At 65.3% G+C, this 22293-nt stretch carries 20 protein-coding genes and 1 pseudogene; 12 read left to right on the top strand and 9 right to left on the bottom strand.

Features of this window, described 5'->3' with window-relative positions; genetic code table 11:
• Positions 1 to 8 precede the first annotated feature (8 nt).
• Together LV780_RS13455 and LV780_RS13450 are read left to right on the top strand one after the other, a co-directional pair.
• Positions 9 to 3284, top strand: coding sequence for a DNA translocase FtsK (locus LV780_RS13455; RefSeq protein ID WP_108221952.1), 3276 nt, complete (start codon positions 9 to 11; stop codon positions 3282 to 3284).
• Between the two features lie 53 nt (positions 3285 to 3337).
• Positions 3338 to 3976: a LolA family protein gene (locus tag LV780_RS13450; RefSeq protein WP_108221951.1), complete on the top strand. Its 639-nt coding sequence runs from the start codon at positions 3338 to 3340 to the stop codon at positions 3974 to 3976.
• Positions 3977 to 3994: 18 nt separating this feature from the next.
• Here LV780_RS13450 and LV780_RS13445 read toward each other — a convergent pair whose 3' ends face one another.
• Positions 3995 to 4576 (bottom strand): transglycosylase SLT domain-containing protein, encoded by a 582-nt coding sequence (locus LV780_RS13445; protein ID WP_011909847.1) that lies wholly within the window; start codon positions 4574 to 4576, stop codon positions 3995 to 3997.
• A 273-nt stretch (positions 4577 to 4849) separates the two neighbouring features.
• Here LV780_RS13445 and hspQ point away from each other — a divergent pair, with 273 nt between their 5' ends.
• Positions 4850 to 5176, top strand: a complete 327-nt coding sequence (gene hspQ / locus LV780_RS13440; protein ID WP_044248910.1) for a heat shock protein HspQ — start codon at positions 4850 to 4852, stop codon at positions 5174 to 5176.
• Positions 5177 to 5203: 27 nt separating this feature from the next.
• On the opposite strand, the gene LV780_RS13435 is transcribed toward hspQ, so the two are convergent.
• The 3 genes from LV780_RS13435 to LV780_RS13425 all read right to left on the bottom strand — a co-directional run bounded on the left by LV780_RS13435 (position 5204) and on the right by LV780_RS13425 (position 7752).
• Positions 5204 to 6781, bottom strand: a complete 1578-nt coding sequence (locus LV780_RS13435; protein ID WP_108221949.1) for a gamma-glutamyltransferase family protein — start codon at positions 6779 to 6781, stop codon at positions 5204 to 5206.
• 208 nt (positions 6782 to 6989) lie between these two features.
• Positions 6990 to 7439: an ATP-binding protein gene (locus LV780_RS13430; RefSeq protein ID WP_101342189.1), complete on the bottom strand. Its 450-nt coding sequence runs from the start codon at positions 7437 to 7439 to the stop codon at positions 6990 to 6992.
• A complete protein-coding gene (locus LV780_RS13425; RefSeq protein WP_108221947.1) occupies positions 7429 to 7752 on the bottom strand; it encodes an STAS domain-containing protein in 324 nt (107 codons plus the stop codon). The genes LV780_RS13430 and LV780_RS13425 overlap by 11 nt, the downstream gene beginning before the upstream one ends.
• 134 nt (positions 7753 to 7886) lie before the next feature.
• Here LV780_RS13425 and LV780_RS13420 point away from each other — a divergent pair, with 134 nt between their 5' ends.
• Positions 7887 to 8339 carry a GAF domain-containing protein gene (locus tag LV780_RS13420; protein WP_108221945.1) on the top strand — a complete coding sequence of 151 codons (453 nt, stop codon included), beginning with the start codon at positions 7887 to 7889 and terminating at the stop codon, positions 8337 to 8339.
• Positions 8340 to 8399: 60 nt separating this feature from the next.
• Here the strand turns inward: LV780_RS13420 and LV780_RS13415 are convergent, their stop codons facing one another.
• Positions 8400 to 8660, bottom strand: a complete 261-nt coding sequence (locus tag LV780_RS13415) for a hypothetical protein (protein ID WP_108221943.1) — start codon at positions 8658 to 8660, stop codon at positions 8400 to 8402.
• 84 nt (positions 8661 to 8744) lie between these two features.
• Here LV780_RS13415 and LV780_RS13410 point away from each other — a divergent pair, with 84 nt between their 5' ends.
• On the top strand, positions 8745 to 9392 hold the full coding sequence (locus LV780_RS13410) for an RluA family pseudouridine synthase (RefSeq protein WP_108221941.1): 648 nt from the start codon (positions 8745 to 8747) through the stop codon (positions 9390 to 9392).
• Between the two features lie 44 nt (positions 9393 to 9436).
• Here the strand turns inward: LV780_RS13410 and LV780_RS13405 are convergent, their stop codons facing one another.
• The gene (locus LV780_RS13405; protein ID WP_108221940.1) at positions 9437 to 10897 is read right to left on the bottom strand and encodes an aldehyde dehydrogenase family protein; all 1461 of its coding nucleotides are present in this window, start codon (positions 10895 to 10897) and stop codon (positions 9437 to 9439) included.
• A gap of 700 nt (positions 10898 to 11597) precedes the next feature.
• Between LV780_RS13405 and LV780_RS13400 the strand changes: the two genes are divergently transcribed.
• The 3 genes from LV780_RS13400 (at position 11598) to LV780_RS13390 (ending at position 14310) form a co-directional block, all read left to right on the top strand.
• Positions 11598 to 12239, top strand: coding sequence for a recombinase family protein (locus LV780_RS13400; RefSeq protein WP_108221938.1), 642 nt, complete (start codon positions 11598 to 11600; stop codon positions 12237 to 12239).
• A gap of 174 nt (positions 12240 to 12413) precedes the next feature.
• On the top strand, positions 12414 to 12824 hold the full coding sequence (locus LV780_RS13395) for a hypothetical protein (RefSeq protein WP_146172318.1): 411 nt from the start codon (positions 12414 to 12416) through the stop codon (positions 12822 to 12824).
• Positions 12825 to 13368: 544 nt separating this feature from the next.
• Positions 13369 to 14310, top strand: coding sequence for a hypothetical protein (locus LV780_RS13390; RefSeq protein ID WP_108221934.1), 942 nt, complete (start codon positions 13369 to 13371; stop codon positions 14308 to 14310).
• A 437-nt stretch (positions 14311 to 14747) separates the two neighbouring features.
• Here the strand turns inward: LV780_RS13390 and istB are convergent, their stop codons facing one another.
• Positions 14748 to 15512 carry an IS21-like element helper ATPase IstB gene (gene istB / locus LV780_RS13385; protein WP_117345027.1) on the bottom strand — a complete coding sequence of 255 codons (765 nt, stop codon included), beginning with the start codon at positions 15510 to 15512 and terminating at the stop codon, positions 14748 to 14750.
• Between the two features lie 13 nt (positions 15513 to 15525).
• Complete coding sequence (gene istA / locus LV780_RS13380) at positions 15526 to 17064, bottom strand: IS21 family transposase (RefSeq protein WP_117345026.1); 1539 nt, start codon at positions 17062 to 17064, stop codon at positions 15526 to 15528.
• Positions 17065 to 17463: 399 nt separating this feature from the next.
• Between istA and LV780_RS13375 the strand changes: the two are divergent.
• From LV780_RS13375 to LV780_RS13360, 4 genes and pseudogenes are all read left to right on the top strand, one after another.
• Positions 17464 to 17721 (top strand): annotated as a pseudogene (locus LV780_RS13375) (BRO-N domain-containing protein); the annotation flags it as partial.
• Positions 17719 to 18219: a phage antirepressor KilAC domain-containing protein gene (locus LV780_RS13370; RefSeq protein WP_233863966.1), complete on the top strand. Its 501-nt coding sequence runs from the start codon at positions 17719 to 17721 to the stop codon at positions 18217 to 18219. The pseudogene LV780_RS13375 and the gene LV780_RS13370, both read left to right, overlap by 3 nt.
• A 735-nt stretch (positions 18220 to 18954) precedes the next feature.
• A complete protein-coding gene (locus tag LV780_RS13365; protein WP_146172317.1) occupies positions 18955 to 20511 on the top strand; it encodes an AAA family ATPase in 1557 nt (518 codons plus the stop codon).
• A 265-nt stretch (positions 20512 to 20776) separates the two neighbouring features.
• A complete protein-coding gene (locus LV780_RS13360; protein ID WP_181969629.1) occupies positions 20777 to 21394 on the top strand; it encodes an HNH endonuclease in 618 nt (205 codons plus the stop codon).
• A 160-nt stretch (positions 21395 to 21554) separates the two neighbouring features.
• Here the strand turns inward: LV780_RS13360 and LV780_RS13355 are convergent, their stop codons facing one another.
• Complete coding sequence (locus tag LV780_RS13355; RefSeq protein ID WP_108221927.1) at positions 21555 to 22232, bottom strand: tyrosine-type recombinase/integrase; 678 nt, start codon at positions 22230 to 22232, stop codon at positions 21555 to 21557.
• Positions 22233 to 22293: the final 61 nt, after the last annotated feature.

Here is a 22293-nt window from a genome sequence, read left to right as displayed (position 1 = left end):
ACGGTAGCATGGCATCCTATCACGCACGGCAGCGCGACCCGCTTCTGGACCAGAACATGCAGGCGATGCTGGAACGCCGCGGGCGGGAGTTGCTGGGCATCGGCCTGCTGATCACCGCCTTCGTCTTCATGCTGATGCTGGCCACCTATTCGCCCGAGGATCCCGGCTGGATGGTCGCCACCGACGAGCCCGCGCAGAACGCGCTGGGCCGGATCGGTGCGGCGATTGCCTCGACGCTGATGATCATCGCGGGCAAGGGCTCGTGGGGGCTACCGATCGTTTCGGCCGCCTGGGGGGCGCGGTTCCTGCTGCACCGGGGCGAAGAGCGGGCGCTCGGCCGCATCGTCTTTGCCGTCATCGCCGTCGCGCTGGGCTCGATCTACGCCGCCACCCATGTGCCTGGGCCGGAATGGAGCCATTCCTTCGGTCTGGGCGGCCTTTTCGGCGATACGGTGCTGGGCGCACTGATCGAGATCGTGCCGCTGCCGGCCGCCTATGCGCTGAAGCTGCTCTCGCTGCTGGTGGGCGGCGGACTGGTGGCGATGGGGCTTTTCGTCTGCGGCTTCGATCTGCGCGAGTTGCGCCAGGTGGCGCAGTTCCTGCTGGTGGGACTGGTCGTGACCTACAATGCGGTGCTGCAACTGGCCGGACGCGGCTCGGCGCAGGCCGCGCAGCTGCTGCAGGAGAAGATCCGCGCCCATCGCGAGGGCCGCGCCGCCGTCGATGCCGCGGCCGTGCGCTCGGATGTCCGGGCCGAGGCGATGCCGCGTCCGCGCGGCCGCTTCAGCGACCCCGAGCCCGAGCCGGAACCCGCCCCGCGCATGGGCTTTCTGAGCCGCCTCCGTGCCTCGCACCCGGTGGAAGACCCCGAGCCGGTGATCGAGGAAGCCGCCTGGGGCCGCCCCGCCACGCTGCGGGCGGACACGACCCGGCCGGCGGCGCTGCGTGCCGAAGGGCTGCGCGCCGAGCCGCGCTATGCCGAGCCTGCGCCGGCGCCCGCCGCACCGCGCGAGCGGACGGGGCTGCTTGCGCGGGTGCCCCAGATCATCCGGCGCGTCACCGATCCCGAGGCCGAACTTGTGGAGCCGAGGCTGTCGGACGCGGCCGCCAACGCCGAGGGCCCGTCCGAGGACCGGATCAAGGCCCGCATCAACGACGTGATCCGCTCGCGCGTGCGGCAGACCACCGGCCCCCTCTCGCCCATCGCCGCGGCGATCGCCCGCCGCGAGCCGCCGGTGGCGCGCCGCCGCGCCGGGCCGGCGCCTATGGTGGCCAGCCGCCGTGCGCCGATGGAACTGCCCCCCGAGCCGCCGCTCGTGGCCGGTGCGGGCGAGAAGATCCGTTTCGCCTCGGGCATGGTCGCCTCGCGCATCCCGGCCTCGGCAACCGCCCGCATTGCGGTGAGCGCGCTTCATGCCTCGGCCGCCGGTGCCGCGCCACGTCTCGTGTCGGAAACCTATCCCGAGATGGACGAGGTGGAGGAGCCGCTTCTCACCGCGCGCGAGCAGCTTGCCTATACCGACGAGGACGACGACGGCGCTTACGCCGGCTACGAGGAAGAGGCCGATCAGGAGACGGTGGCCTACGCCGAGGACGAGGCCGCCTGGCTGCCGCACGAGGATTTTGACGACAGCGCCGACTGGGCGGCGGAAGGCGCCGCGCTGACGGAGAGCCCGGCCCCCGCGCCGGCCCCGGTGGCGCCCGCGCGGCCGCAACCGGCGCGCCCGCCGGTGGTCGAGGCCCGGCCCAGGCCGCGCTTCGAGGAGGTGGAGACGGACTACGAACTGCCGCCGCTGTCGCTGCTGGCCTGCCCCTCGACCGTGGTCCGCAACACGCTCTCGGTCGATGCGCTGAAGGAGAATGCGCGGATGCTCGAGTCCGTGCTCGAGGATTATGGCGTCAAGGGCGAGATCGTGGACGCGCAGGCCGGGCCGGTCGTCACGCTTTATGAACTGGAACCGGCGCCGGGGCTGAAGGCCAGTCGGGTGATCGGTCTGGCCGATGACATCGCGCGCTCGATGTCGGCGCTTTCGGCCCGCGTCTCGACCGTGCCGGGGCGGACGGTGATCGGGATCGAACTGCCGAACGCCAGCCGCGAGAAGGTGATCCTGCGCGAGATCCTCGCCGCGCGCGACTTCGGCGACAGCGCGATGCGGCTGCCGCTGGCGCTCGGCAAGGACATCGCGGGCCGGCCTGTGGTCGCAAACCTCGCCAAGATGCCCCACCTGCTGATCGCCGGGACCACCGGCTCGGGCAAGTCGGTGGCGATCAACACGATGATCCTCAGCCTCCTCTACAAGCTCACGCCCGAGGAATGCCGGCTGATCATGATCGACCCGAAGATGCTGGAACTGTCGGTCTATGACGGCATCCCGCATCTGCTCTCGCCCGTGGTGACCGATCCGAAGAAGGCGGTCGTGGCCCTGAAATGGGTCGTGGGCGAGATGGAGGAGCGCTACCGCAAGATGTCGAAGCTCGGCGTCCGCAACATCGAGGGCTACAACGGCCGCGTGGCCGAGGCGCTCGAAAAGGGCGAGATGTTCAAGCGGACCATCCAGACCGGCTTCGACGAGGACACCGGCGAGCCGGTGTTCGAGACCGAGGACCTGCAGCCGGTCAAGCTGCCCTTCATCGTCGTCGTGGTGGACGAGATGGCCGACCTGATGATGGTGGCCGGCAAGGAGATCGAGGCCTGCATCCAGCGCCTCGCGCAGATGGCGCGGGCCTCCGGCATCCACCTGATCATGGCGACGCAGCGGCCTTCGGTCGATGTCATCACCGGCACGATCAAGGCGAACTTCCCCACCCGGATCAGCTTCCAGGTCACCTCGAAGATCGACAGCCGCACGATCCTGGGCGAGCAGGGGGCCGAGCAGCTGCTGGGCATGGGCGACATGCTCTACATGGCGGGCGGGGCCAAGATCACCCGCATCCACGGCCCCTTCGTCAGCGACGAGGAGGTAGAAGAGATCGTCAACCACCTCAAGAGCTTCGGCCCGCCGAAATACATGTCGGGCGTGGTGGAAGGCCCCGAGGACGAGCGGGCGGACGATATCGACGCGGTTCTGGGCCTGGGTGGGAACTCGGATTCCGAGGATGCGCTTTACGATCAGGCGGTGGCCATCGTCGCGAAGGACCGCAAATGCTCGACCTCCTACATCCAGCGCAAGCTGGGCATCGGCTACAACAAGGCCGCGCGCCTCGTCGAGCAGATGGAGGAGCAGGGCGTTGTGACGGCCGCCAACCATGTGGGCAAGCGCGAGATCCTCTTGCCCGAGCAATGAGACCGGCCCGGCCGGCCTGAAACCTTCCTCGCCGCAACGTGAAGGCGGCGGGGATGCGCAGCCCAGGGGGAGCGACTAGCTTCATCACCATGAAACCCATGCGTCTGATCCTCGCCCCTCTGGCGCTTCTCGCCCTCGCGCTGCCTGCGGCGGCCGAGAAGATCCCGCTTTCGACGATCTCGGCCTATCTCAACCGGCTGAGCACGGCGGAAGCCGACTTCACACAGGTCAATGCCGACGGCTCGATGTCCACCGGCCGGCTCTTCATCAAGCGCCCGGGCCGCGTGCGGTTCGAATATGCGCCGCCCGAGCGGAGCCTCGTGATGGCGGGGGGCGGACAGGTGGCGATCTTCGACGCCAAGTCGAACCAGCCGCCCGAGCAATATCCACTGAGCCGGACGCCGCTGAGCCTGATCCTCGCGCAGAACATCGACCTGGGCCGCGCGCGCACGGTGGTGGGCCACCGCGAGGACAGGAACACGACGCGCGTCGTGGCGCAGGATCCGGCGCATCCCGAATATGGCACGATCGAGATGGTCTTCACCGCCAATCCGGTGGCGCTGCGTCAGTGGGTCATCACGGATGACGCCGGCAGCCAGACGACGGTGATCCTCGGAGAGATGTCTCAGGGCGGAAACCTGCCGGCCTCGCTCTTCAGCATCCAGTCCGAGGCCGCCAGGCGCGCGCGCTGAGCGACCTCGGCGCCGCCATCAGCGGCGGCAGGAGGCGAGTTGTGCGCGGTAACGCTGCTCGCGCTCGCCGACCCGCTTGGAGACGGCGATCAGCCACGGCTTGCCGTTCTGGCTGCCGCGAGCGTAGCCGGTCCGGCCCTCGTGATAGGCCAGATACTGGTTGGTCGCGTCCCACTTGGGGATGCCGAGGCGGCGCGTCGTGCCGTCCATGTACCACCCCATGAAGTCGGTCGCATCCTCGATGCGGTCGCGGCGGGCCCGGCGCTTGTTGCGCTCGGCCATATATTCCTCCCAGGTGCCGTCAAGCGCCTGGCTGTAGCCATAGGCCGAGCTTTGCCGGCCCATCGGGATGATCCCGAGGAGAAATTGATGCGGCGTGCGCGCATTTCCGATGAACTTGGATTCCTGGTGAATCGTCGCCATCTGCACCGACACCGGGATTCCCCAGCGGCGCTCGGTGGCCTTCATGGCGCGATAATATTGCGGCCGTTCGGCGACGATGCTGCAGGCGTTTTCCAGATCGCGCGGCGGGGAATAGCGCCCGCCGCCGCAGGAGGCCAGAAAGACCAGCAGTATGGCCGCGCGGAGAAGTCTGCTCATCTGCCCCTCGCGTGTTCTCTTTTGCCGAAGGTTAGGGCAATTCCGCCGGGGAGGAAATGGCTGCGGCCGCGTCCCTTATCAGAAAAACGCGAGGCGCTGGAACTGTCGCGGGATCTTGCCATTGACCTCTGCGACAGGCCGGATCAGTGACGGCCGGCGGTGGGAACCTGTTCCCGGACGGTCCGGCGCCACACACTGTTTCCTGTCCGGCGCGGGGTCGAGGTGGACAAATGGATGGCAGGCGGAATAATGGAGGGGTCGGGGGTGCGTGACATGCTCAAGACAGAGGCGAAATATCATCTGGGACAGGTGCTCCGTCATCGGAAGCATCCTTTCCGGGGCGTTGTCTTCGACGTGGACGCGATGTTTTCCAACACCGAGGAATGGTATGACGCCATCCCCGAGGAGAGCCGCCCGTCGCGCGACCAGCCCTTCTATCACCTGCTCGCCGAGAACGAGCAGAGCTACTACGTCGCCTATGTCTCCGAACAGAACCTCGTGCCCGACGACACGGGCGAGCCGGTGGAGCATCCCGACCTTGCCGAGCTGTTCGGCGAGTTCGAGGACGGCCGCTATCCGCTTCAGTTCCAGTTCAACTGACCGTCAGGGACCCCTGAGGGCGACGGCTCAGTAACCCAGCGCGCAGCCGTCCTTGCGCGGGTCGGACGCGCCGACCAGAACGCCATCCTCGCCGATCAGGATCGCCTGCGCCCCGCCGATCGGCTCGTCGGGGATGCGGACATCGTGGCCCATGGCGGCGAGGGCGGCGCGCACCGGGTCGGGATAGCCGCGCTCGACCAGCATCCCGTCGGGGCCCGAGAAGCTGCGCGGCGCGTCGATCGCCTCCTGCGGGTCGAGCCCGAAATCCACGAGGTTCGAGACGAGCCGGGCGTGGCCGGCCGGCTGGTAGGCGCCCCCCATGACGCCGAACGGCATCACGAGCCGCCCGTCCCGCCGGATCATCCCCGGAATGATCGTATGCATCGGGCGCTTGCCGCCCATCGCCTCGTTCGGGTGGCCCTGTGTGAGGCAGAAGCCGGCGCCGCGGTTCTGGAAGTTGATGCCGAAGCGCGCGGAGGCGAGGCCGGACCCGAAGCTGTGATAGACCGAGCAGATCAGTGACACGGCCATCCGGTCACGGTCCACCACGGTCAGATAGACCGTCTCGCGGTGCACCGATTCGGACAGGGGCGCGGCCGAGGGCATGGCGCGGGTGCGGTCGATCAGGCCGGCGAGCTGCTCGGCCGTTCGGGGCGAGAGCATATGGGCAAGGCGGCTCATGTGCGAGGGATCGGCCATGAAGCGGTTGCGCGCGTCATAGGCCAGCTTCGCGGCCTCGGCCTCGAGATGGGCGCGCTCGGCGCCAAACGGATCGAGAGACGCCACGTCGAAATGCGCAAGGATGTTCAGCATCAGGATCGCCGTGGCACCCTGGCCGTTGGGCGGATGCTCCACCACTTCGACGCCCCGGTAGTGGCCCGAGATCGGCTCGCCATAGGTGCAGGCGGTGGCGGCGAAATCCTCGAGGGTGTGGGTTCCGCCGGCCGAGCGGAGCGAGGTCACCATGTCCTCGGCCACCTCGCCCTCGTAGAAGCCGGCCCGTCCCTGGGCCGCGATTCGGCGCAGCACCTCGGCCTGCCCCGGGGCGCGGAAGATCTGCCCGACGCGCGGGGCGGCGCCGTCGAAGAGGTAATACTGCCGCGCCGCGCCCTGCAGCTTGGGTTCGGCCACGGCCCAGTCGGCGGCGGTGCGGGGGGCGACGGGAACGCCCTCCTCGGCGTAGCGGATGGCGGGGGCCAGAACCTGCGCCAGATCGAGGTTGCCCCAGTCGGCCGAGAGGCGGCAGAAGGCATCGACCGCGCCCGGCACCGTCACCGACTCGGGCCCGTGCAGCGGCACGACCTCGTGCCCCTTCTCGCGCATCAGGGCGGCCGAGAGGCCGGCGGGCGCGCGGCCCGATCCGTTGAGGGCCACGATCCGCTCTTCGCCGGGCGGCTTCAGCAGCACGAAGCAGTCGCCACCGATCCCGGTCATCTGCGGCTCGCAGATCCCCAACAGAACGCCCGCGCCGATGGCCGCATCGGCCGCATTGCCCCCCGCCTGCAGGATGTCGAGGGCGACCTTGGAGGCCAGAGGATGGGACGTGGCGCAAAGGCCGTTGCTGGCATGAACGGCCGAGCGGCCCGGAAGCTGGAAATCGCGCATGTCATCCTCCTGATCGGGAGGAGCCTAGAAGCCCGCGCCGGAATTTCCAAGATGAGAACCTCGGCGCCGGACCAGGTGGGGGACGGGGAAACCCGGCGCCGAGGGAAGCGTGGAGTCGCTACAGGATCAGCCTGCGCGGCGGGTGGGGCGGATTCGCAGCCGGAATCCGGCCAAATTGCGGTCTTCTGCGATCCGGCGTGCGGGCCCATCATGGGCAACAGTCGGCCTCGGCGGGGCCGAGGCGGAAGGTCAGGCGGTTCACGCCGTTCTCGTTGCGGTAGGCGAGGTCGCGCGCCAGGGCCCGGATGATGGGCCAGCCGAACCCGCCCTCGGCCAGCGGCGGTGCAGCACCCGCCCGCAGGTCGCGCCGGGGCGGCAGCGTCCGGCCCGCCATCGGCCGACCGCGATCGACGATCTCGCAGGCCAGCCGCCCGCGCCGGAGCGCGAGCGACACCTCGATCTCGCCCTTCCCGTCGCCATAGGCATGTTCCACGCAATTGTTCAGCACCTCGGCCAGCAGGATCTCGGCGTTGAGCCTGTCTTCCTGCGGCAGAGAGCGGATCACGGGCGAGCCGACGAGGGAGGCCAACGCCTCGCGCACCGCGAGCGGAGCACTGGGCAGCGTGATGCGGCTGCTGAGGCCTCGGTCACAAGGCATCGCTCACCCGTTCGTGGATCGTGAAGACCCTATCCATCCGGGTGAGCCGGAACACCTTCTGCACGACCGGGCCAAGTGCCGCCAGTTCAAGACGCCGATCCGGCCCGAGCAGCTTCATCACCGACACGACCGCGCCAAGCCCGCTGCTGTCGAGGAATGTCACGCGGGAAAGATCGAGCAGAACGCGCGGGCAGGGCGCCGCCACCAGTTCGCGCATCCTGTCCTTGAACTGGATCGCGCTCGCCGCATCAATCCGCTCTTCCTGAACGCGCACCACCAGAAGGTCTCCGCGTGCTTCCGCCTCGAGGTTCATCGCCAGCTCCTGTTCTCCGCCGACGCAGGCTAGGGCCCATCCGTTGACATTCGGTAACCGGCGGCTTCCGTTCCGGTCGCGGCGGGCCTATCCTGCCCGCCCGGCCGCATCCGCGGCGGCACCCTGGAGGGAACATGGACTACGACCGGCTCGACCAGACCATCGACGCGCTCTGCCACGGCGAGCGTGATACGGTCGCGCTGATGGCAACCGTCGCCTGCGAGCTGCACCATGCGCACCCGCTGTCGGACTGGACGGGCTTCTACCGCGTGACCGAGCCCGAGGTGCTGAAGATCGGGCCTTACCAGGGCTCGCACGGCTGCCTCGTGATCCCCTTCGGGCGGGGCGTCTGCGGGGCGGCGGCGCGCACGGGCGAGATCCAGCTCGTCCCGGACGTGGAGGCCTTTCCCGACCATATCGCCTGCTCGTCCTCCACCCGCTCCGAGATCGTTCTGCCGGTCCGCAACGGCGAGGGCCGGCTGCTGGGGGTGCTCGACCTCGACAGCAACACGCCCGCGGCCTTCACCGAAGAGGACGCGCGGCGGCTTCAGGCGCTGCTCGACCGCACGTTCCGGGAGGCGTCGTGATGCGCGGCGCGTGCCTCTGGGGGGCTTCGGGGGCATGGCTGAGCCGGATGCCCCGGCCGGTCACTCCGAGACGAACTTGTTGAACCGGCTCTGCCCGCCGTCCTTCGTCTTGTCCTGACAGAGGAAGGACAGGCCGTTCTCGTCGAAGATGCGGAAGAACTCTTCCCAGTCGATCTGGGTCAGCCGGTCTTCCGGCTCGCCGAAGTCGATGCGCAGGATGCCGCCCTTGCCGCCCGTGTCCACCTTGGCCGGATGTCCGTCGCGGGCCTCGGCCCATTTGCGGATCGTGTCATGGTCGCGGGTGGTGATGGCTTCGCTCATGGTGTCTCTCCCGATGGGGTCGCCCGGTCCAATCGCGGGCAGCGGGCGATTGTTCCCGCGGGCGGCCTCGGCTATGGGGCGGGGATGACCGATCTCTATGCCCCGCCGGACGTGCCGCTTTCGCTGATCCACCACGACGCGCAGATCGTGGTGGTGGACAAGCCTGCGGGCCTCTTGTCCGTGCCCGGCAAGGGCGAGGACAAGGCCGACTGCCTGATCGAGCGGTTGCGCGGCGTCTTCCCCGAGATCCTGCTGGTGCATCGGCTCGACCGCGACACCTCCGGGGTGATGGTCTTCGCCCTGACGCGGGCCGCGCAGGCCGCCTTGGGCCAGCAGTTCGAGAAGCGGCAGACGAAGAAGGTCTATGTGGCCCGCCTTGAAGGCCGGCTGGAACCGCGCGAGGGTCGGGTGGACCTGCCGCTCTGCGTGGACTGGCCGAACCGACCGAGGCAGCATGTGGATCATGTGAACGGCCGACCGGCCCAGACCGAATGGCGGGTGGTGAAATATCTGCCGAACGAGACCCGCGTGCGACTGATGCCGGTCACGGGCCGCAGCCACCAGCTCCGCGTGCACATGGCCGAGACGGGGCATCCGATCCTCGGCGACGCGCTCTATGCGGCGGGTGCCGCGCGGGAGCATCCGCGCCTGATGCTTCACGCCGAGAGCCTGCGGGTGCGCCATCCCGACACGGGCAAGAGCCTCACCTACAGCGCGCCCTGTCCCTTCTGACGGGCGGCAGCCGGGGCAGGAAGCCTGCCCGCCCCGGCCCCTCGTCACTCCGCGGCCAGCGCCTCGGCCTCGGGGTCCCAGCCCGAGATGGCCTTGACCTCGAGGAACTCCTCGATCCCCCAGAGGCCGCCTTCCCGCGCCCGGCCCGAGGCCTTGACGCCGCCGAAGGGCGCGCCTGCGCCGCGCGATTTGCCGTTCATCTCGACCATGCCCGAACGCAGGCGCCGGGCCAGGCGGTTGCGCCGCGCGCCGTCCTGGCTCTGGACATAGTTGGTCAGGCCATAGGGCGTGTCATTGGCGATCCGCACCGCCTCGTCCTCGGTTTCGAACGGCAGGATCGACAGGACCGGCCCGAAGATCTCCTCGCGCTCGATGGTCATGCCGGGGGTCACGTCGGCAAAGACCGTGGGGCGCACGAAGAAGCCGCGGTTCAGCCCGTCGGGCCGGCCGAGGCCGCCCGCCACCAGCCGCGCGCCCTCGTCGATGCCCTTCTGGATGTAGGACTGGATCTGCTCGAACTGGCGCTTGTTCACCACCGGCCCGATATGCGGCCCCTCCTCATGCGCCGAGGCCACGCGGGTCTTCGAGGCCACCTCGGCCGCGATCTCGACCGCCCGGTCGTAAAGCGGGCGCTCGACCAGCATCCGGGTCGGGGCGTTGCAGCTCTGGCCCGAGTTGTTGAAGCAATGCTTCACGCCCCGCTCGACCGCGCGTTCGTCGGCATCGGCGAAGACCAGGTTCGCACCCTTGCCGCCAAGTTCGAGCGTGACGCGCTTGAGCGACTCGGCCGCGGCCTTCGAGATCGCCCGGCCCGCGCGGGTCGATCCGGTGAAGGAGATCATCTCGACATCGGGGTGCGAGGACAGCTGTGAGCCCACGCCCGCGCCGTCGCCGTTCACGAGGTTGAAGACGCCCGCCGGAATGCCCGCATCATGGACGAACTCGGCAAAGAGCAGCGAGGACAGCGGCGCCTCCTCGGACGGTTTGAGCACGCAGGTGCAGCCCGCCAGCAGCGCCGGGATCACCTTCAGCGTCACCTGGTTCATCGGCCAGTTCCAGGGCGTGATGAGCCCGACGACGCCGATCGGTTCCAGCGCGATACGGTCGTTCGGCGCGTGCGGGCCGAGCGGCCGGACCCACTCGATCTCCTCGAACGCCTTGAGGAAGTTCGACAGATGCCAGGGCAGGCAGGGCGCCTGGCTGTTGCGCGCAAGGTCGATGGGTGCGCCCATCTCGAGGCTGATCGCCTGCGCCATCTCTTCCTTGCGCGCCTCGTATTGCGCGAGGATCCCCTTCACGAGCCGCAGCCGCTCGGCCGGGGGCGTGGCGGCCCAGCCTTCGAAGGCGGCCTTGGCTGCGGACACGGCCGCGTCCGTGTCGGCCTGATCGCCGAGCGAGATCACCGCGCAGACCTCTTCGGTGGAAGGGTCCACGACCTCGCAATCCTTCCGCGTGACCGGCGCCACCCACCGGCCGCCGATGTAGAAGTCGCGTTTTTCGATCATGTCATCCTCCGCTTGGTGCCGGAGCGAAGGTGGCACCCTGCCGCGATGGCGTCCAGCGCGATCCCGGGTGTCACGAAAAGGAACAGGAAAAATTCGCCTTTCGTGCGCAGCCCGCGGCAGCCCGTCCTTGTGCGTCCGAAGCGGCGGCGCCGAGCCGAAGATGCGTCGAAGGTTTCGGAGATCGGGAGAGAAGTGGTGCCGGTGAAGGGACTGTCGCCCCAAAATCGCACTTCTGCTTCTTCCGCAATATCAAGGCCCTAGGAGGTAGCCTTCCCGTCCATGTGTCCCGGCCGGTGGCCCCATTGTGTCCCCGCCGGTGGCCGCAAAGATGCACCCGAAGGGCCTGATAGGCAACACCAGATGAACGGGAGGGTTGAGAATATTCCACCGCACACATGCGAGACCCAGAGATCATGTGAGCGGCTCACGCTGCACCCCCCGGTGCCCCCGTCGATCTTCCATGTGGCGCACCCAATGCGGATGCGGGCGACAGGACTCCACCACGGCTGGACGTCGGCGGCCGTCGTCGCCACGGCGTCCGAGGAAGCTGGCGGCTCCCTCGTGGACAGCGGCAGGTGACCGGATGGGTATACCTCAACGGCCACCGCGAAGAGGCCCGGAAACGGTGTCCACAAGGGTTGACTTCGGCTTTCGTATATGGATCTATGTGGTCAGCACCTTTATTGACATCTGAGGCACCATGTCCCGCACCGTCTTCTACGCCCGCGTCTCCACCGCCGAGCAGACCGTCAGCCACCAGCAGACGCAGGCCGAGGCGGCGGGCTTCACCTTCGACAAGGTTGTGGTCGATCATGGCGTCTCGGGCGTCTCAGTCCCGCTGGCCGAGCGCCCCGAGGGCAAGCGGCTCTTCGACATGCTGCACCGGGGAGACGTGCTGGTGGTGCGCTGGGTCGACCGGCTGGGGCGGAACTATCAGGACGTGACCGACACCATCCGGCATTTCATGCGCGAAGGCGTGGTGATCAGGACCATCATCAACAACCTGACCTTCGACGGCTCGACCTCGGACCCGATGCAGGCGGCCGTTCGGGATGCCCTGATCGCCTTCATGGCGGCCACCGCGCAGGCCCAGGCCGAGGCCACGAAGGAGGCCCAGAAGGCAGGCATTGCGGCGGCGAGGATCGACCGGACGAAGTACCGCGGCCGTCAGCCCAGCTACACCCGCGATCAGCTGGCCGTGGTGCGCGACATGCTCGCCACCGGGGCGGGAGCCTCGGCAATCTCGAAGGCCACGGGCCTCACCCGGCAGACCATCCTGCGGCTGCGGGCCGACATGGCGGCGGCCGAGGCGGCGCTGGTCCGTTGGGGCGCGGAGGCATGACGCTCACGGAAAGGCTCATTGGCAGGCCGTCGTATTCGCCCGCGGCGCACGTTGTGGTTGCAACGCAACAGAATGCCAAAGTTTCCGATAGAAATGGTATACGCAAAGACGATCTTTTTCATCGCAAGTAGGTCGACGGGGCGCGATCAAGCGCGTCACATTATGGACCGAACGATGAACGAAACGATCAGAGACGATCAGCTGGCCGCAGCCATTGAGGCTCAGAGCTACCTGAACTCCACGGCAGTTGCGCTTGAGCGCATTGACACTGCGCTTCGCGACAACACCGAGAAGATGGCCGCCCTGAAGTCGCGGGAGCTGCTGCTGCAAGCGGCAAGAGGAGAGATCATCCAGCGTGATCGAGCGCGCGAAGCGCTTCTAAGTGTATGCCTCGCTGCCGGCTACACGTACGACCCGTGTGAGGAAGTGGACGATGGTTCCTTCGACGGCGGCTGTGACAGCATCGGTGAATGCCATTGCGATGTTGAGATCACCGCTGAAGACGAGATCGTCTCCATGCTTGGCGAGCGTCTGATCGACTGCGTCCAGGGCATCCGCGATTGCGCTGATCGGGTCGACGCCTGACCTGAGCCACACCGCAGGCTGGTCTCGGCTGTGTCCGAGGGAGTAGAGCCTCGCATTGGCGTCACGGCCGAACTCTGCTGGAAGATGAAGGAGAAGCTTTCAGCGCTGGGGTCGGCGACACGGTCGGGTTTGGCTGGTCCACGCCCTGCCGTGATCTTGAGGTGCGGCGCTCGGAGGCCGCGTAGAAGACCGCTGCGGCCTCGCGTACGGGCAGCGCCGGGGTTGAAGCCGGAGAAGGCCACGGGGCGCCGGTGAATCGCTCCGGGCCGCTGCGGGGGCAATTTCCCCCCATACATGGCCTGACGAACCCGCGCGCCAACGGAGCCTGCCCGCGCACCCGCCGCTAACCCGCCACGAAAGGACAGCCGCGCTCGCCTTCGCGGGGGCGGACAATCCATTCTGCGCCGCCTTCGCCTCGCGCCGACACGGTCACCCGGCCAGTCCCGCGCCCGCCTTCCCCTGACCTGAACCCGCCCGAACTCCCGCCCGCCTCTCGCGCCAAACCGGCCGAGGGGTTTTCGGCGTTCGCATCCCAAGGACAGCCATGTTCGACATGACCCGGCCCGACGAGGCCAACCCCACCTGCCCGAACTGCGGCAGCATCTTCAGCCCCCGCCGCAAGGACCAGAAGTTCTGCGCCAAACCCTGCGCCAAGGCGGCGACCCGCAACACCACACGAGGCTCCCGCGCCCACGGCGAAAGCGCCGCCGCCCGCCACCGTCACGAGTCCCGCAAGGGACGCCTTCGTGGCCTCGCTCACGCCTTCCACGAGACGCCACCCGCCTACCGAGCCAAGTTCCTCGTCCGGCTGATCGTGGAGGGTCGCAAGCTGGCCGAACTGCGCTGCTTCGTCACCCTGCGTTCCCTGCTGCGCAGCTGGTCTTGCGACGAAGGCACTGGCCGCCTCAACATCGCCCATGTGCTCGACCACTTCTGCCGCGAGGTCTACGGGCTGCGCTCCTTCGAGGTGCTGGACCCCGCGCGGGTCTTGCCGCCCGAGGCCGAGCTTGGCTTCCCGGCCACCTACTTCGGCCCCGACGCCCCGTCGATCTACGAGGACGGCAGCCTAAGGCGCGGCTTCGGCGTCACGGCGTCACGGCAGGACTGGTCGGTGCCCGCGCCGTACGTCATCGAGCGGACGCCGACGAACGTCTACGACTGGCGGGCCATCGGCCGCGCGATGCGTGATCACGGGTGGACTCGCTACGCTGACCCGAAGGACCCCGACACGCCTTCGCCGTTCCACTTCGGGAAGCCCGTCGCCAACCCCCGGAGTCGTCCCTCCGCCAAGATGAAGGAGAACCCGAACGCGAACCCGCTGCGGGGCTACCTGAGGCGCGACCCCCAGGAGTTCTTCGGGCAGCTTCGGGTGGACCGCGAGGAGCGCCCGCTGAAGCCCATGACGGAGGACGCGGCGCTGGCCGTGCGACAGACCGAGTTCCCCGACGGCATCGGCACCGACACCCGGCTGGCCGAGGCCGCCTGAAAGTCCCTCCTCCAGTATAAAGGGAACCTTCGCGGGTACCCTGAACGGGGCAACGTGACGAGGAAGACCTTCGTCGTCTCGACGACCTGCACTCCCGCTGATCGCTGCACCCGAAGGCGGCACCTGATGCCGACCCTCGGCCCGAGGATGACTATCAGGTCCAACCTCGCCGGCAACTCCGCCTCGGCGGCTGCCGAGAAGACCCCGGCTTTCATGGTCTCGACCGGCGCAACCGGATGAACGGCAACCTGAGGCTGACCCTCGTCCCAGCATGCCGATCACTTGCACGCTTACCGGCACCGCCGCACCTGCGGCCCCCGAGAATGCGCATTCTACGGATGATGGGCATCGATTCCACGCGATGGTGGGCACGGATTCCACGGCATCGTGGGCAGCCGTTCCACGGCTCGGGCAGCTTGGCCGACCCGCACATGGAGTCAGGCTTGATCGGTAGGGTCAAGCGGTTTCAGCCTCGTTGCGCGCCTACGCATGCTTTCACCCGCCAGCGTCAGGCGGTGGGCATTGTGAACGAGCCGGTCCAGAATGGCGTCGGCCAGCGTCGGGTCGCCGATGGCCTCGTGCCAGTGCTCGAGCGGGAGCTGGCTGGTGACGATGGTAGCGCCGCGGCCGTGGCGGTCCTCGAGGATCTCCAGCAGGTCGCGCCTCTCGAATGATGTCAGGACGGCAAGTCCCCAGTCGTCGAGAATGAGCAGATCAGTCCGCGCCAGAGCCTTGAGCATCCGGGCGTGCCGTCCGTCGCCCCGGGCGATGGCAAGCGCTTCGAAGAGGCGCGGGACCCGGTGGTAGACTACCACTCGCCCGTCCCGGCAGGCCTTTTGGCCGAGTGCGCAGGCGATCCAGCTCTTGCCGAGGCCGGTGGGGCCGGTGATGAGCAGGTTCTCGTGGCGGGCGATCCAGGCACCGTCGACCAAGTGGGCCATCACGGTGCGGTCTATGCCGCGCGGGGTGCGCAGATCGAGATCCTCAACGCAGGCGGCCTGCCGCAAGGCGGCGAACTTGAGCCGGGCAACCAGCCGCTTGGCGTCCCGCTCGGTGGCCTCGCGATCGACCAGAAGGCCGAGCCGCTCTTCGAAGCCGAGGCTGTCGAAGGTGGCCGGGGCGTAGCGCTGCTCGTCCAGCGCCTTCGCCATGCCGGTCAACCCGAGGGCGGTGAGGCGCTCGGAAGTGGGATGGGTCAGCAAGGTCAGTCTCCTTTCAATGATAGTAGCCTTGGCCGCGGATGTTGGGGTGCTGCAGGGGAAGCTGCCCGGCCTCCTCCTCAAGAAAGGCGCGGTCGAGCCCGCTCTGCAGGATCGACCGGATCGAGGCGACCGAACGCGCGCGGATGGACAGGCCTCGCCGGCAGGCCGCGTCGAGACGCGCCGGACCGAAGCTTCTGGCGAGGGCGAGGACGCCGAGGCAGGTGCGAAATCCCTGCTCGGGGTGGGGGCGATCGGCCATCACCACCTCACAGAAGGCGGCAACCGAGGGGCCGAGCTTCGCCGCCTGCGCCAGCATGCGTGCCGGTGTCCATTCGGCGTAGCGGCGATGCGCCGAGGGCATGTGCTCGGGCACCGTGACATGGCTGCGCCGTCCGGAACTGCGGGCGTGGCTGGCAACCCGTTGGCCCTTGTGGAAGATCTCGACGGTTCCGCCGCAGATGCGGACATCCACCTCCTGGCGGATCAGCCCGAACGGCACGGAATACCAGCAGCTGTCGACCTCGACGTGGTAATCCGGTGCGATGCGGGCGCGCTTCCAGCGGGCGAACATGTAGGGCTCCGGCGGCAGCGGTTGCAGGTTCGGTCGGTCGAGGGTGGCGAAGAGATCGGCACGGCTGGCGCCGTAGCCACGCATCACGCGCATGTTCAGTTCATCGACCAGCTGCCGGATCGCAGCGTTCAGCTCGGCCAGCGAGAAGAACCGCCGATTGCGCAGACGCGCCAGGATCCAGCGCTGCGCGACCTGCACCGCGACTTCGACCTTCGCCTTGTCGCGCGGCCGGTAGGGACGCGCCGGCAGGACAGCGGTGCCGTAGTGGCCGGCCATCTCGGCGTAGGTTCGGTTCAGTCCCGGGTCGAACCGATCCGCCTTGAACACTGCCGACTTGAGGTTGTCAGGCACCACCACCTTCGGCACGCCGCCCAGGAAGGCAAACATCCGGACATGTGCGCCGATCCAGTCCTCGAGGCCCTCCGATGCCACGGCTTCCGCGTAGGTGTAGTTTGACGCTCCCATCGCGGCGACAAACAGCTTCACCGCCTGGACCTCGCCGGTCTCCGCGTCGATCAGCTCGGCCGTGTCGCCCGCGAAGTCGACGAAGACCTTCTCGCCGGCCACATGCGTCTGGCGCATCGTGGGGCGGACCCGGCCCTTCCAGGCCTCATAGTGCTCGCAGAACCAGGCGTAGCCAAACCCGAGGGGATGGGCCGCGCGGTATTCCTCCCAGAGCAAGGCCCGCGTGACGCCGGGGCGCCGCAGTTCCCTGTCGACCACGGACCAGTCAGGCACGGGACGCTCGTGATCCGGAACGGAAGGTGCCGCCGGGAACAGCAGCAACTCAAGGTCGTCGTCGGTCAATGTCTCGGGAAGCGGCCATGTCAGGCCGGCCTTCCGCGCCCGGCCCAAGTAGGCTCCCACGGTTCCCTTGCCCAGCCCGAGCGAGGCGGCGATCGCCCGCTCGCTCAGCCTCTGGGCATGCTTCAAACGCAGCACATCACGTATCAGGCGCATCGACAGTCGTTCCGTTGGCATTCAGGTTCCCTCGCTCAAACGAGGGCACCGTAGCTTCAGACTGTCGGCCAGAACTGCCCACCATCCCGTGGAACGCGCGCCCACGATCGCGTGGAATCGCTGCCCACGATCACGTGGATCCCGCGCCCATCATCCCGTGGAATCCCTGCCCACCATCCCGTGGAACACGCAGCCGAGAAGACACCGCCTTCATGGTCTCGACTGGCGCAGCCGGATGAACGGCAGCCTGATGCCTGTCCTCGTCCCGAGCACGCCGATCAGGTCCGACCTCACAAGCGCCGTCGCACCGGACACAGTCAATACGACAACCCCAACGTTTCAATTCCAACCGGTCAGCCCGAGGCACTCCGCCTAGGCCACCTGACCGGGCATCCCCATGCTTCCCCGAAAGGAGCCACCATGACTATCACGACCAACATCGCCACCATCTTCCAGTTTCAGCCTGACTCCGGGGCCTCTCGCGGGGTCCGAACGCTGACCCTCGACGGGGAACCTTGGTTCGTCGCCAAGGACATTTGCGACGTGCTGGGCTATACCAACGCCGCCGATGCCGTAGCTCGTCACTGCAAGGGGATAGCGAAACGCGATACCCTCACCTAAGGCGGGCTTCAGGAGATGACCATCATCCCGGAGCGCGACCTATACCGCCTCATCATGCGCTCGAAACTTCCCAGTGCTGAACGCTTTGAGGAATGGGTTGTCGGCACCGTCCTTCCTGCCATACGAAAGACCGGCTCCTACGTCCGCGGGGAGGAGTCCCTAGACTCAAACGCCCCCGACTATCTGGACCGGCTGAAAGACCTCCTCATCAAGGCACAAGAGCGGAAGTTGGAGGAAGCCGAAGCCAGGATCGCGGCATTGAAGCCAAAGGCAGAGGCCTTCGGGGTCATAGAGCAAGCGTCGGGGTCGCTAACCGTGACGGAGGCCGCCAAGGCGCTGAAGGCCAAGAGGGTGAACCTGTTCGGTTTCCTTGAGGGGCACCGCTGGCTGACCACCAAGAAGGGGAACCGGCAAGCAACCGCTGCGGCCATCCGCGCCGGTTACATGACCACCCGGACGCACACCGACACGGCGGGTCGCATCCACACCACGCCCCTCGTGACGCCGAAGGGCCTCGCGCGTCTCGCCCAGATCAAGGCCGAACGTGTTGCCTAGTGCGCCGTCCATGCTCCGCGCGCTGAGGCGGTAATGTTCCGCAGCAGGGCGCAGTACCTCGTGACCAACTATAAGCAGTGACTCCCCGGCTGGACCGACAAGGGCTGGCTCAAGAGCGACAAGAAGCCGGTCGAGAATTGGCACTTATGGAAGCTCCTGATCGAACAGACCGAGGCGCTTATCGGACTGTAACTTCCTGCTCTTCTCGGCCGCACGCATCGGAGAGAAACATGCCATGCGAAGAGAGCAGAGGTTATTGATCTCGGACAGACATCGAAATGGATGCCGCTTGTGCTCTTTCGACCAAGGAAGACATCAAGCTCCTTGAAGGCGCATACGGACTTGACGGAATTTGGGCGCAAGATTAATGCCGCTAAAGAGGTGGCTGAATCCGTGCCTTGGCCGGAAAGATGGCGGCGGCTCAGGGCGGAGTTCCTAGGGTTCTACCGGAGTATCACTTCTCAGGAGGAAGACAAAGCGTCAAGCCCGTCAGTACATGAATAACCAATTTTCTCGCTCAGCGAGAAAATATTGCAAGCAAATGCATGTCGAGAGACTGCGCCGTGATCGGAACTCCGATCATCATTGCTGAGAAACCACGAGGGACTTGGGCCGAACCTTTATCAAGTGTAGGCTTGGCAAGAACATGTCTACTGCGACAGCATTGGCGGAAAGTTGGCGCTTGGGTTCCATCTATCATCTAAGCCAGTAAAACCTCGTTTGGGGGGGGGAATCTTGAAGTTTATCGAAATAGGTCGGGGCGCGTCGGTAGGTGCGGAAGTTGAGGTCGCTCTAGAGAAAGACGGTTGGGATGACAACGGACGTTACCAGACCCTCTACCGCCTTCGAGCCAACATTGAAGGCACCTTCCAAAATATTGGCAAAGTAAGGATTGGCTACCGCGGGCAGAAAAATAAGCGGGAAGGTCAAGGCATCACCTCCCTCGGCGATCAGCCTTTTACTCAACTACCCGACGACTGGATTTCTCTCGGAGTTGATGAGGATTATTACGAAACCTTGCACTCACACGGAGCGCGCTTCGCGCGCGAGGTGCTTAAAGGCTTGAATGACCTTGCTTTTCTTGGCGCACTTGATGAAAAGTGGAAGGAAGAAGATGTGGTCCGCTACTCCATCATGCGCGGCAAGGATGATGCCGAATATCAAAAACTTAGGAGGCTGGCGCAAGGTGATCGCACTAAGATCCCCTTCGAATTGACCTACGTGCCTCTGCGAGCGTTTTTCAACGGCGAAAATCTAACGTTTTCTGTTACTCCGAACTCCACTCCAAGTACCAATGTCCACGCCATCATCGGCAGCAACGGTGCCGGTAAGAGTTCATTACTGCGGGACATCGCATATATCGCTCTCCAAGATAGTCGCGCGCTAGGCAGCATCACGATCTCGTCCGCCGACAACAGTCCAGCCTCAACGCTGAACCAGCTAGTTTTTGTGTCATATAGTATTTTCGATGAGGCTGAATTGGGTCGCAAGATACGTGATGCAAGAATGGGTAACCGCGTGGAGTATGTTGGAATTGATTCGTCTGGGAACAGTGAAGACTACTCAGTGATTGATGGCGGAGAAGAAAGTGGCGCTGAGCGCCCTACCGCAAACGTCGATTTGCGCGAAAAGATCGCGAACGATTTTAGCGCCGCGGTAAATCTTTGTGCTTCGGGATATCGAAGGACGCGGTGGCTTAAGGCCATTGAAGCACTGAAAGTTGATCCTGTTTTCGAGCATATGGATCTCGAAAGTCTTGTCGCTCCGGACCGTGACGCACGCTCAGTGCCTGCTGAATTGTTCCAGGGGTGCAGTTCCGGACATGCAATATCACTGCTAATTATCACAAAGCTGATAGTCCATGTTGGAGAGCGCTGTTTGGTTCTCGTCGACGAGCCCGAGACTCACCTGCATCCGCCTCTTCTGTCTGCTCTCCTCAACGCCATCTCGGAAATCGTAAGCGATAGAAACGGCCTCGTTATCCTCGCGACCCATTCTCCAGTAGCTCTTCAGGAAATTCCGGCAGGTTGTGTCTGGGTGCTGAATCGCTTTGGAGATCAAGTGACCATCAGCAGGCCTAGAATTGAAACCTTTGGGGAAAACTTGAGCACATTGACGCGGGAGGTCTTCCGGCTCGAACTTCACAAATCTGGCTTTCACAAGACCATTGTCGATATGATAAATGACGGGAAGGACCACTCCGACATCTTCGAGATGATACCTTCGATGGGAAGTGAAGCGCGGGCGCTTACAATCAATTTGGCTTTCAACGCGAACGGGGTGAAGAAATGATTCGCGTGCCAAGAATTGCCGCAACAACACGCGACATAATCTGCTCCGCCACTTCGAACGCCGATACCGACTTCAAGCGCTTTGTTAGAAAGGAAATCGCGCGGTTTGAGAAGGAGGCGGAGCACTACAAGATTCTTGCGAGCTTAATTCGCTGTATAAAGTTGCGCCGCACAGCGAAGTTGGTCTCTCTACACGAGACAACTTCAAGGCAATCTACTCGGAAGAGCTTTCTTCGGCCGGAGGAGCGGCAAGATCCCACTATGACTTGATCAGGGCCTCTGCGCCCTATGGTCTATGCCCCTACTGCGGAGTTGGCTATGTCGATCAGGTTGATCATTTCCTGCCGAAGAGCAAATTCCACGAGTTTGCCCTCACATCGGTCAATTTGGTACCCATCTGCTCTCGCTGCAATAAGAACAAAGGCGCGAAATTCGCCAAGCGAGGATGCGATCAATACATTCATCCCTATTTCGACCTCGTTGAAGGTATTTGGCTCAACTGCAAAATCGTCTTTGCGCCGGAAGTTAAAGTGAGATTCGTCATTAGTGCAGAGGATGTTGGGGAGGCTATGGCGAATCGACTTGAGAGGCATTTTGATGATTTGAAGATTGGCGAGCTTTATGCTGCATACAGCTCTAGTTACCTATCCGTCATGAGGCAGCAGTTTCTTGACCTATTGGATAAGCGCGGAGTCAATGCACTAAAGTTCGACGTGTCTGAACAACTCAAGCAGGCGGAGCGGGAGAGTAGCACAGGAAATGACTGGAAAGTCGCGCTTTTGAGGTGCCTCGTCTCGCTGCCCGAGTTCTTAGAAAGAGATAACATAAAGGCAATTCCCAGCCCTGAAAACTACCCTGCGTGGCGGTGTACCGCGCCAAGCTAGAAGCGGCTTGCAAAATCCGCGTGAAGCCACAGCGAGGCGTCCGAGAGCCAGAACTGAAGCAGATAGGTGGCGTTCGCAAAGACAACTTTATTCGCATTAGGGTGACCGCCATCACTCCAGTGTTTGTCCTGTCCGAACGACTATGCCAAGGAGGACAACTCTATCGGGCGGCCACCTTCAGGAGCGCGCGATGGGCCACCTCCAGCCTCGCCGCCTCGCCGCCATAGATCTCTCCGATGGAGGAGGAAGCATGACCAAGCACCAAGTCCTGAACCGTCTTCTCGACCCCGGCCAAGCGGAGGCTGTCCTTCATGTTGTGCCGAAGGGAATGGACGACATGGCGCGGGTTCGTCGTCTCCTTCCTCACATGCTTCATCAGGGCAGCGGAGGCCGAGTCAGCGCCCCGAGGGCGGGCGTAACGCTCGAAGACCATGTTCCGTTCACGGGGCAACCTGAGAGCTTCCCGAGCGGCCTCCATAGCATCGCCGAGGAGGGGGACCGAACGGATAGAAGCCTTGGTTTTTAGCCTCCGGTCTTCATGCCACGTTACACGGATGTGCGGGATGACCCCTGACAGCTTCACGTCCTGAACCCGGAGGCCCACAACTTCGGACAGGCGACAGCCCGTGCCGACCAGCAAGCGCCAGATCAACCGAATTTCCGTCAGCACCGAATCGCTTCGGGTCGCTGGGGCAGCTAAGCGGATTGCTATCGCCGTGATGACTTCAGCGGGAAGCGGGTCGCCCAAGTTCGACAAAATCCACCCGGGACTGGCGCGATTCCGGCGGGCTGTTCGAGTCGTTTCAATGGGTTGGCCGTCAGCACGCCGAGGTTTCATGTAGTTACATGGAGCGCAGCTAAAAGTTCTTGCTTAGAAGGCGCAATGCTGCGATTTCGTA

It is taken from the genome of Cereibacter azotoformans (assembly GCF_021391315.1).
Lineage (GTDB): Bacteria > Pseudomonadota > Alphaproteobacteria > Rhodobacterales > Rhodobacteraceae > Cereibacter_A > Cereibacter_A azotoformans.
The sequence above is the reverse complement of the archived record's forward strand: the minus strand, read 5'-3'. Positions and strand labels throughout refer to the sequence as shown.

Coding starts and splice junctions, on each gene's coding strand:
- LV780_RS13430 (WP_101342189.1), bottom strand. CDS start 7,439: ATGCCTTGTGACCGAGGCCTCAGCAGCCGCATCACGCTGCCCAGTGCT.
- istA (WP_117345026.1), bottom strand. CDS start 17,064: ATGCCAACGGAACGACTGTCGATGCGCCTGATACGTGATGTGCTGCGT.
- LV780_RS13455 (WP_108221952.1), top strand. CDS start 9: ATGGCATCCTATCACGCACGGCAGCGCGACCCGCTTCTGGACCAGAAC.
- LV780_RS13445 (WP_011909847.1), bottom strand. CDS start 4,576: ATGAGCAGACTTCTCCGCGCGGCCATACTGCTGGTCTTTCTGGCCTCC.
- LV780_RS13410 (WP_108221941.1), top strand. CDS start 8,745: ATGACCGATCTCTATGCCCCGCCGGACGTGCCGCTTTCGCTGATCCAC.
- LV780_RS13405 (WP_108221940.1), bottom strand. CDS start 10,897: ATGATCGAAAAACGCGACTTCTACATCGGCGGCCGGTGGGTGGCGCCG.
- LV780_RS13425 (WP_108221947.1), bottom strand. CDS start 7,752: ATGAACCTCGAGGCGGAAGCACGCGGAGACCTTCTGGTGGTGCGCGTT.
- LV780_RS13395 (WP_146172318.1), top strand. CDS start 12,414: ATGAACGAAACGATCAGAGACGATCAGCTGGCCGCAGCCATTGAGGCT.
- LV780_RS13370 (WP_233863966.1), top strand. CDS start 17,719: ATGCGCTCGAAACTTCCCAGTGCTGAACGCTTTGAGGAATGGGTTGTC.
- LV780_RS13420 (WP_108221945.1), top strand. CDS start 7,887: ATGGACTACGACCGGCTCGACCAGACCATCGACGCGCTCTGCCACGGC.
- LV780_RS13390 (WP_108221934.1), top strand. CDS start 13,369: ATGTTCGACATGACCCGGCCCGACGAGGCCAACCCCACCTGCCCGAAC.
- LV780_RS13400 (WP_108221938.1), top strand. CDS start 11,598: ATGTCCCGCACCGTCTTCTACGCCCGCGTCTCCACCGCCGAGCAGACC.
- hspQ (WP_044248910.1), top strand. CDS start 4,850: ATGCTCAAGACAGAGGCGAAATATCATCTGGGACAGGTGCTCCGTCAT.
- LV780_RS13435 (WP_108221949.1), bottom strand. CDS start 6,781: ATGCGCGATTTCCAGCTTCCGGGCCGCTCGGCCGTTCATGCCAGCAAC.
- LV780_RS13450 (WP_108221951.1), top strand. CDS start 3,338: ATGCGCAGCCCAGGGGGAGCGACTAGCTTCATCACCATGAAACCCATG.
- LV780_RS13355 (WP_108221927.1), bottom strand. CDS start 22,232: ATGAAACCTCGGCGTGCTGACGGCCAACCCATTGAAACGACTCGAACA.
- LV780_RS13415 (WP_108221943.1), bottom strand. CDS start 8,660: ATGAGCGAAGCCATCACCACCCGCGACCATGACACGATCCGCAAATGG.